Annotated in this window: 9 protein-coding genes; 8 read left to right on the top strand and 1 reads right to left on the bottom strand. The window is 70.1% G+C overall.

Translation table 11 applies throughout. The annotated features are described in order from the left end of the window. Positions 1-2: 2 nt before the first annotated feature. Genes VGJ96_08625 through VGJ96_08640 form a run of 4 tightly spaced genes read left to right on the top strand, consistent with a single transcriptional unit; the run spans position 3 to position 4,674 of the window. Positions 3-1,052: an ABC transporter ATP-binding protein gene (locus VGJ96_08625; protein ID HEY3287170.1), complete on the top strand. Its 1,050-nt coding sequence runs from the start codon at positions 3-5 to the stop codon at positions 1,050-1,052. 1 nt (position 1,053) lies between these two features. Next, positions 1,054-2,328, top strand: coding sequence for a sugar ABC transporter substrate-binding protein (locus tag VGJ96_08630; GenBank protein HEY3287171.1), 1,275 nt, complete (start codon positions 1,054-1,056; stop codon positions 2,326-2,328). Then, entirely contained in the window at positions 2,328-3,860 is a 1,533-nt protein-coding gene (locus tag VGJ96_08635) for a sugar ABC transporter permease (protein ID HEY3287172.1), read from the top strand. The genes VGJ96_08630 and VGJ96_08635 overlap by 1 nt, the downstream gene beginning before the upstream one ends. Next, complete coding sequence (locus VGJ96_08640; GenBank protein ID HEY3287173.1) at positions 3,853-4,674, top strand: carbohydrate ABC transporter permease; 822 nt, start codon at positions 3,853-3,855, stop codon at positions 4,672-4,674. Before VGJ96_08635 ends, VGJ96_08640 begins: the two co-directional genes overlap by 8 nt. A 178-nt stretch (positions 4,675-4,852) precedes the next feature. On the opposite strand, the gene VGJ96_08645 is transcribed toward VGJ96_08640, so the two are convergent. Next, the gene (locus tag VGJ96_08645) at positions 4,853-5,302 is read right to left on the bottom strand and encodes an Hsp20/alpha crystallin family protein (GenBank protein HEY3287174.1); all 450 of its coding nucleotides are present in this window, start codon (positions 5,300-5,302) and stop codon (positions 4,853-4,855) included. 249 nt (positions 5,303-5,551) lie between these two features. On the opposite strand from VGJ96_08645, the gene VGJ96_08650 reads away from it, so the two are divergent. From VGJ96_08650 to VGJ96_08665, 4 genes are all read left to right on the top strand, one after another. Then, positions 5,552-7,099 carry an ATP-binding protein gene (locus VGJ96_08650; GenBank protein ID HEY3287175.1) on the top strand — a complete coding sequence of 516 codons (1,548 nt, stop codon included), beginning with the start codon at positions 5,552-5,554 and terminating at the stop codon, positions 7,097-7,099. After that, the gene (locus VGJ96_08655) at positions 7,093-7,314 is read left to right on the top strand and encodes a helix-turn-helix domain-containing protein (protein ID HEY3287176.1); all 222 of its coding nucleotides are present in this window, start codon (positions 7,093-7,095) and stop codon (positions 7,312-7,314) included. Before VGJ96_08650 ends, VGJ96_08655 begins: the two co-directional genes overlap by 7 nt. After that, complete coding sequence (locus VGJ96_08660) at positions 7,311-7,979, top strand: response regulator transcription factor (protein HEY3287177.1); 669 nt, start codon at positions 7,311-7,313, stop codon at positions 7,977-7,979. Before VGJ96_08655 ends, VGJ96_08660 begins: the two co-directional genes overlap by 4 nt. Before the next feature lie 9 nt (positions 7,980-7,988). After that, positions 7,989-8,204 (top strand): hypothetical protein (locus VGJ96_08665; protein HEY3287178.1); only part of this gene is annotated, 216 nt, incomplete at its 3' end.

An 8,204-nucleotide genomic window follows, 5' to 3' on the forward strand; every position in this document is an offset into this window, starting at 1 on the left:
CCGTGGCGGACCTCGCCCTCCTGGCCCTCCGCAAGCAGTTCGCCGGCGGCGTGATTGGCGTCGACGACGTCACGCTCGTCGTGCCCGACGGCGCGTTCACGGCGCTCGTCGGTCCGTCGGGGTGCGGCAAGACCACCATCCTGCGGCTCGTCGCGGGGCTCGAGGAGCCGACGAGCGGCGCGGTGCGCATCGGCGGGCGCGATGTCACCTTCCTGCCGCCGCGCGATCGCGACGTGGCGATGGTCTTCCAGAATTATGCGCTCTATCCGCACCTCTCGGTGCGCGCCAACATCGCCTTCCCGCTGACCGTGCGGCGCGTCGCGGGGGCGGAGGTCACGCGGCGCGTGCGACACGCCGCGGAACTGCTCGAGATCGACGGGCTGCTCGACCGCAAGCCGGCCCAGCTCTCGGGCGGCCAGCGGCAGCGCGTGGCGCTCGCGCGTGCCATCGTGCGCGAGCCGGCCTGCTTTCTCTTCGACGAGCCGCTGTCGAACCTCGATGCGCAGGTCCGCGCGCAGACGCGCGCCGAACTCGTGGCGCTGCATCGCCGGCTCGGCGCGACGATGCTGTACGTCACGCACGATCAGGTCGAGGCGATGACCATGGCGCAGACGGTGGCCGTGATGGCGCACGGCCGTGTGCTGCAGGAAGGGGCGCCCATGGAGCTCTATCGCAGCCCGGCATCGCTCGCCGTGGCGCGGTTCATAGGATCGCCCGCCATCAACGCCGTGGCCGGCCGCACGACGGGCACCAGGTTCGAGGGCGCGCTCGCCTGCGGCACACGGGCGCCGGCGCACGCCGAGGTGGTGCTTGCGGTGCGACCGGAGCACCTGGTCCTCGGCCACGCGATGGATGCCGCGCCCGCGCAGGTAACGCTGGTCGAGCCGCTGGGCCCGGAATCACTGGTGCGGCTGCGCCTGCGGAGTGGCGAGGAGTTGGTGGCGCGCGTGGCGGGCGAGGCGCGGTGCCGGATGGGAGATGAAGTCGGCGTGCGCATTGCCGCCGGCGAGGGGCTCTTCTTCCGCGCCGCCGACGGCGCGCGGCTGGTGTAGCATGCGACGTTCCTGGCGCTGGAGCCTGGCGTTCGCGGCGCTCGCGCTGGTGGCGTGTCGCAAGGTCGAGACGGTGACGCTCCGCATCACCTCGTGGCAGAGCCCCGAGGAGAACGCCATCGACGCGGTCGACTTCCGGGCGTTCGAGCTGGCGCATCCCGGCGTGCGCATCGTCAACGACCCGGTCTCGGTGAACGCCGAGTATCGCGAGAAGGTGCTGACGTCCATTGGCTCCGGATCGCCGCCCGATGTCTTCCTGCTCGATGGCATCGACGTGGCAGCCTTCGCCGCGCGCGACGTCGTGCTCGACCTGCAGCCGTTCGCGGAGCGCGCCGGTGCGCAACTGGGGCTGTTCTTTCCGCAGGTCGTCGAGCCCTTCCACGTCGGCGGCAAGCTGCTGGCGTTTCCCAAGGGCTTTTCGCCGATGGTCTACTACTACAATCGCGAGCTGTTCGCGAAGGCCGGCCTCGCGCCCCCGAAGAACGGCTGGACGCAGGCCGAGTTCCTGGCGACGGTCCGTGCACTCACGCGTGATACGAACGGCGATGGTGTGGTGGACCAGTGGGGGACCGTGCTCGACCGGCGGCTCTACGCCTGGCAGGCGTGGCTCTGGAGTGCGGGCGCCGACATCCTGACCCCCGATGGTCGGCGCGCGACGGGCGCGATCGACCAGCCGGCGGCGGAGCGCACGCTGACGCTGCTCACCGACCTTCCACGGCTCGGGTACGCGCCACCGCCCAGCGCGTCCGGCGGCGCGCTCGGGTTCGAGCAGCGGCTGTTCTACAGCGGCAAGCTCGCCCTGATGACGAGCGGACACTGGATGATTCCGCGCATCCGGCGCTATCTCCAGCAGGGGCGCGTCCAGTTGGGCGTCGTGTCGGTGCCGCGCACCGATGGGCATCAGGTGAAGACGCCGCTCTTCGCGAGCGGGTGGGCCGTCCCCTACAACACCCCGCACCGCAAGCTCGCCGTGGAACTGGCGGCGTGGATGGTGCGCGCCGACGCGCAGCGGCGGCGCGCCGCGTCCGGGCTCGAAATCCCGACGCTGATGACCGTCGCGTATGAGTCAGCCGCCAAGGATGCCACCGGGATGGAGATGGACTTCCTGTGGCAGGTGCCGTACGGCGGCGTGCCGTGGGGCGCCCGTGTGCCGCAGTACCGCGAGATCGAGAAGACGATGATGGACCTCGTCGACCGCGTCGTCGTGGATCGCGTTCCGGTCAGGACAGCCACGCGCGAGGCGGCCGCCGCGGTGGACGGCGTCCTGCGTCGATGATGACGTCGCATCGGCGGGCCGCGCTGCTGGTGGCGGTCGCGTGGGCCGCCGCGACGGCTGGGGTCTCGTGGCGGACGCTGGTCGGCATCGATCGCGCGGCGCGCAGCCGTGAGGCGCTGACGCAGGCGCGGGCGCAACGGGGGCGCGTGCCGCGCCCCGCCTTTCCCGCCGGGTTGAATGCGCGCGACTCCGCCGCGGTGCGGAACGAGGAGATCCCGCTGGTGGTGTCGACGGCGGCGGGCGCACGCATCACGGCGCCCGTGAAGGACGCCGATGACTGGGACATCATCGGCGTCGCCGCCGTGCCGACCCGCGCGCGGGAACAGGGCGTGAGCGTGCTCGCGCCAGTGGCCGTGGCCTTCGCGGCGATGACCGCGCTGCTGGTTGCTCTGCCCGCCGGTTCGGCCCGCCGGCGCCGCACCCACCTCGCGATGCTCGCCGTCATCGCGGGCGCGGCCGCCGTGATGGTTGGCGGACGGCTCGACGTCGCGACGCACGCGCTCGCGCCCGCGTCCGCGTCCGCGGTCCCGCGCGACCTGGCGCGCCTCGCGTTTACGGCGCCGTCGATGGGCTTCACGTTGCTCGTGCTCGTGGGCCTTGCGGCGCTCGGCGTGCTGGCGCAGTGGATCATCGACTGGCACGAGGCTTCCTCCGGTCGCCCGGCGCGCGTTCAGGAAACGGTCGGCGCGTGGGCGTTCATCGCGCCGAGCCTGCTGCACCTGCTCGTCTTCACCATCGCGCCGGTGGGGTTTCTCTTCTGGATCTCGGTCCACGACTGGGACCTGCTGGCCACCGATCGGCCGTTCGTGGGCTTCGCGCACTTCCGCGAGATTGGCGCGGACCCGCTCTTCTGGCGCGCCCTGCGCAACGGACTCGTCTACGCGCTCTACGTGCCGGCCACGATGCTCGCCGCGCTCGCGGCCGCGCTCGTGCTCGATCAGCCGTTGCGCGGCATCAAGGCGCTGCGCGTCGTGGTCTTCCTGCCCTATGTCGCCTCCACGGTGGCGGTGGCGCTGGTCTGGCAATGGCTGCTGCATCGCGACTTCGGGCTGCTGAACTCGGTACTGGTGGAGCTGCACTTGCCGCGCGTGGACTGGCTCGGCGATCCGTCCACGGCCCTCCCGGCGCTGATGCTGGTGAGTGCCTGGGGGCAGCTCGGGTACATGATGGTCGTCTACCTGGCCGGCCTGCAGGCCATCCCGGCTTCACTGCTCGAGGCGGCGCGCCTCGACGGCGCCGATGCATGGCAGCGATTCCGGCTCGTCCTCTGGCCGATGCTGCGCCCGGTCTCGACGTACCTCCTGCTCACGGGCATCATCTGGTCGTTCCACGGCTTCACGCTGGTCTACGTGATGACCGAGGGTGGGCCGGCGCACGCCACCGACGTGCTGGTCTATCGCATCTACCAGACCGCCTGGGAGTTCCGCCGCTTCGACGTCGCGGCCGCGATGAGCGTCGTGCTGTGCCTGTTGCTGCTGGCGCTGACGGCGCTGCAGTGGCGCACGGTACGGGGAGAGCAGGTCGATGCCTGACCGGCGCGTGCAGCGGGTGGTCGGCTATGCCGCGGCGCTCGGCCTCGCGTTCGTGATGGTCGCGCCGTTCCTGTGGATGCTCTCCACGGCGCTGATGGATGAGTTCGAGGTCTATCAGGCGCCACCGCCGCTGCTGCCGGCCGTGCCGCGCGTGGCGAACTTCACCGAGGCGCTCACCGCGCTCCCGTTCGCGCTCTACTTCCGCAACTCGCTCATCCTCGCGGCGGCCACGGTGACGGGGCAGGTGGTGACGGCGGCGATGGCGGGCTACGCCTTCGCGCGCCATCGCTTTGCGGGGCGCACGCCGCTCTTCGCGGTCTATCTCGGCACGCTGATGATTCCGGGGATCGCGCTGCTCGTGCCGCGTTTTCTCCTCGTCGACGCGATGGGACTCGTGGACACGGTCGCGGGGCTCGTCTCGGTGGAACTCGTCGCGGCGTGGGGAATCTTCCTGATGCGGCAGTACTTCCTGTCGCTGCCCCGTGACATGGAAGATGCCGCGCGCCTCGACGGCGCCGGCGAGTGGCAGGTCTTCTGGCACGTGGCCGTGCCGCTCGCGCGCCCGGCGCTGGCCACGGTGGCGCTCTTCGCCTTCATCGATGCCTGGAAGGCGCTGCTCTGGCCGCTCGTGATCGCGCGGTCACCCGACCTGCGCGTCGTCGAGGCCGGCGTGGCCTCGTTCCACGGGATGTACTACGCCAACTGGCCGTGGCAGATGGCGGCCGCCGTCGCCGCGCTCGTGCCGGTGCTCGTGGTCTTTCTCGTGGCGCAGAAGGCGTTCTTGCGGGGGCTGGCGTTTGGGGGGTTCAAGTAGGGATGGCAGAGGGCGGATGGCGGATGGCCGATGGCCGATGGCCGATGGCCGATGGCCGATGGCAGATGGGGAGAGCGTGCGCTCGATCCGGCATCACTTCCGCGCGCAGCGCAATCCGCTCTCATCCGCCATCTGCCCTCCGCCATCTGCCATCACTCACCCGCCAGGCAGATCTCGTCTAGCCTTTTACCGCTTTCACCTCGATCCGCTTCGGCTTGGGCTGTTCCATCTTCGGCACGCGGACGTGCAGCACGCCGTTGGTGAGCGACGCGTCGATCTTGTCCTCCTGCACGTTCGTCGGCAGCTGGAACGAGCGGCGGAACGAACCGAAGGCACGCTCGACGATGTGCCACTTGCCCTCCTCGCCTTCCTTCTTCACGCTCGACTTCTCGCCGGCGATCGCGAGCACGCCGCCCTCGCAGGTGATCTCCAGCTTGTCTTCCGTGACGCCGGGCATCTCGAGGTCGAAGAGCAGGGCATCGTTCGTCTCCTTCACGTCGACGGACGGAAGCCAGCCATTCGTCGAGGGCAACGAAATCCCCGCATTGCCGAACGTGTCCTCGAACAGCTTGTCGATTTCACGGCGAAGACCAAAGACGGGGGCGGCGAACTTGGTGGTGCGGACCATAGGACCTCCGAAAAGCAGACGCATGGTGTGTTGGATTGAGGGACCAATCGGCGGCGCATTCGCGCGCCGCTTCTGCCCCCCTCTTGCGCAACGCCCGTGCCAGCCGCGCTGTGCCAGCGCGGCGCGCTCGTCTGTCAGCCTGATCGACGCGCCTGCCAGACTTGCACGGGCGTTGTCGCGGCGGGATCGGTCATCTTGTCTGGTCTGGCGCCGGGGCGTACCTTCGCCTTCCGTACTTTTCCCCGCCTCGTGACTGAACCGACCACTTCCCTCGCTCCTTCCACACGCGCGCTCGACGCGCTGGCGTCGGTCATCGCGGAGTTCAACGCGGATCGCCCTCTCGAGACGAGCATCGACCTCGCCCTCGGCGCGCTCCGGCAGTCGCTCGAGGCGGCGGAATGCTCGCTCTGGCTGCGGACAGCGGACGGGTTCGTGCGGACGTGGGTTGCGGGCGATGCGCGGGCGCAGGAGGCGACGGTCACCGCCGCGGTGACGGCAAGCACGCCGGTGGACGGCGTCCGGGCGGTCGCGGTAAATGGGGCGGGGCGCGAAGTCGGTGCACTGGCGCTGCGGCTCGGCCGCGCGGCCGAGCCCGGGGACGACAAGCTCCTCACCGCCGTGGCCAACCTGCTTGCCCCCGAACTGGCACACGCCGAGCGCTCGCGCCAGCTCGAGGTGGAGGTGGCGGCGCGCACGGCGGAAATCGACCGCGAGCGGCGCTTCACCGAGAAGATCATCGACTCGCTTCCCCTCGGACTCTACGTCATCGACCGCGAGTACCGGATTCAGGCGTGGAATCGCAAGCGCGAGACGGGCATGCAGGGCGTCTCGCGCGACGAGGCGCTGGGGCGGAACATTTTCGACATCCTCCACCGCCAGCCGTTCGAGATGCTGCGCCGCGAGTTTGACGAGGTCTTCGCGACCGGGCGCATCCAGGAATACCAGATGGAGTCGAGCGCCAGCGGCACGGCGCGCACGTTTCGCATCACGAAGATCCCCATGCGGCTCGGCGACTCGGCGGTGACGCACGTCATCACCATCGGCGAGGACGTGACGGACTGGCGCGAAGGACAGCAGCGCTACTCGCAGGCCGAGAAGCTCGCGGCCATCGGCACGCTGGCGGCGGGGGTGATGCACGAGATCAACAACCCGCTCGCCACCATCGCCGCGTGCGGCGACGGCCTCGGCTATCGCCTCGAGGACCTGCAGAAGCAGGGCGCCGAGGTCAACAAGGACCTCTTCGATTACATCGAGATCATCGAGAACGAGGTCGTGCGCTGCAAGCAGATCGTGGACCAGCTGCTCGACTTCAGCCGGCCCAAGCAGCTGGCCAAGTCGCCGGTGGACCTCAACGAGGTGGTGGAGAAGACGCTCTTCCTGATGAAGCACCACGGCGGCTTCCGGAAGATGACGCTGGTCAAGGAGCTCGAGCCCTCGCTCGCCGTCGTCCCGCGCGGCAACGCGGAGCAGCTGGTGCAGGTGCTGATGGCGCTGATCATCAATGCCACCGACGCCATTGGCGGCCATGGCACGATCACCCTGCGCACGCGCGCCGGCCCGACACCGGCCGACGGGGCGATCGTGGAGGTGGCGGACACCGGCCACGGCATCCCGCGCGCCGAGCTGTCAAAGATCTTCGAGCCGTTCTACACGACGAAGGCGCCGGGGACGGGGACGGGGCTCGGTCTCGCCATCTGCTACGGCATCGTGCAGGATCACCGCGGACGCATCGAGGTGGACAGCGTGGTCGGGAAGGGGAGCACCTTCCGCGTCCTGCTGCCGACGATCGAATGGTGACGACGCCGACGCCGGCCGTGCCGGGCATCGCCGCGTCGGGGGCGCGCGCCGCGTTGACGCTGGCCGAGATGGAGCGGCAGCACATCGCGGCCGCGCTGGAGCGCACGGGCTGGCACCAGGGGCGCGCCGCCGAGGAGCTGGGCATCTCGGTGAAGACGCTCTACCGGAAGATCCGGGCATACGGGTTCCAGCGACCGGGAGCGCGCAACCGATGAAAGTGCTCGTCATCGAGGACGACAAGACCGTCGGCCAGTTCGTGAAGCGCGGGCTCGAGCAGCAGCGCTGGAGCGTGGACCTCGTCGCCGACGGCATCGAGGGCGAGCGCCTCGCGCGCACGCAGCCGTACGACGTGGTGGTGCTGGACATGCGGCTCCCCGGCAAGCAGGGGCTCGACATCCTGCGCGACCTGCGCGCCTTCGGCTTCGAGCGTCCCGTGCTCGTGCTCACGGCGCAGGACGCGGTGGACGCCAAGGTGACGACGCTGCGCGCCGGGGCCGACGACTACGTCACCAAGCCATTCGCCTTCGAGGAGCTGCTGGCGCGCGTGGAGGCGCTCGCGCGCCGGCCACGGGCGATTGCAACGCCGGTGCTGACGGTGGGCGACCTGACCCTCGATCTCGACACGCGGGAGGTCCGGCGTGGCGACCGGCTCGTCGACCTGACGCCCAAGGAATTCGTGGTGCTGGAGTACCTGATGCGCCACGCCGGCCGCGTGATGAGCCGCACGCTGATCACCGAGTACGCGTGGGGCTACCACTTCGATCCCGGCACCAACATCGTGGACGTGGTGATCAACCACCTGCGCAAGAAGATCGACGTGAAGTCCGAGAAGAAGCTGATCGCCACGGTGCGCGGCGTCGGCTACGTGATCAAGGGCTAGGCCGGCCGCGTGGCCACCATCCGCTCCCGCGTCACCGCGGCCTACGCCCTCGCCCTCGGCGGGACGATGCTCGCGTTCAGCGCCGCGGTCTGGACGGCGCGCCGCGCCGCCGTGCTGCGCGACCTGCAGACCCGCGTGTCGATGCTCGCCGACCTCGGGCACCTCGTGCTGACGCAGGCGGGAACGCAGAACAACCCCGTCGTGGTCGACACCACCGGCTCGCAG

It is taken from the genome of Gemmatimonadaceae bacterium, from assembly GCA_036504815.1.
Taxonomy (GTDB): Bacteria; Gemmatimonadota; Gemmatimonadetes; order Gemmatimonadales; family Gemmatimonadaceae; genus PNKL01.

Excerpts from the sequence above, each read along its gene's own strand:
- VGJ96_08630 (HEY3287171.1), top strand. The coding sequence starts at position 1,054 with ATGCGACGTTCCTGGCGCTGGAGCCTGGCGTTCGCGGCGCTCGCGCTG.
- VGJ96_08660 (HEY3287177.1), top strand. The coding sequence starts at position 7,311 with ATGAAAGTGCTCGTCATCGAGGACGACAAGACCGTCGGCCAGTTCGTG.
- VGJ96_08640 (HEY3287173.1), top strand. The coding sequence starts at position 3,853 with ATGCCTGACCGGCGCGTGCAGCGGGTGGTCGGCTATGCCGCGGCGCTC.
- VGJ96_08635 (HEY3287172.1), top strand. The coding sequence starts at position 2,328 with ATGACGTCGCATCGGCGGGCCGCGCTGCTGGTGGCGGTCGCGTGGGCC.
- VGJ96_08655 (HEY3287176.1), top strand. The coding sequence starts at position 7,093 with ATGGTGACGACGCCGACGCCGGCCGTGCCGGGCATCGCCGCGTCGGGG.
- VGJ96_08645 (HEY3287174.1), bottom strand. The coding sequence starts at position 5,302 with ATGGTCCGCACCACCAAGTTCGCCGCCCCCGTCTTTGGTCTTCGCCGT.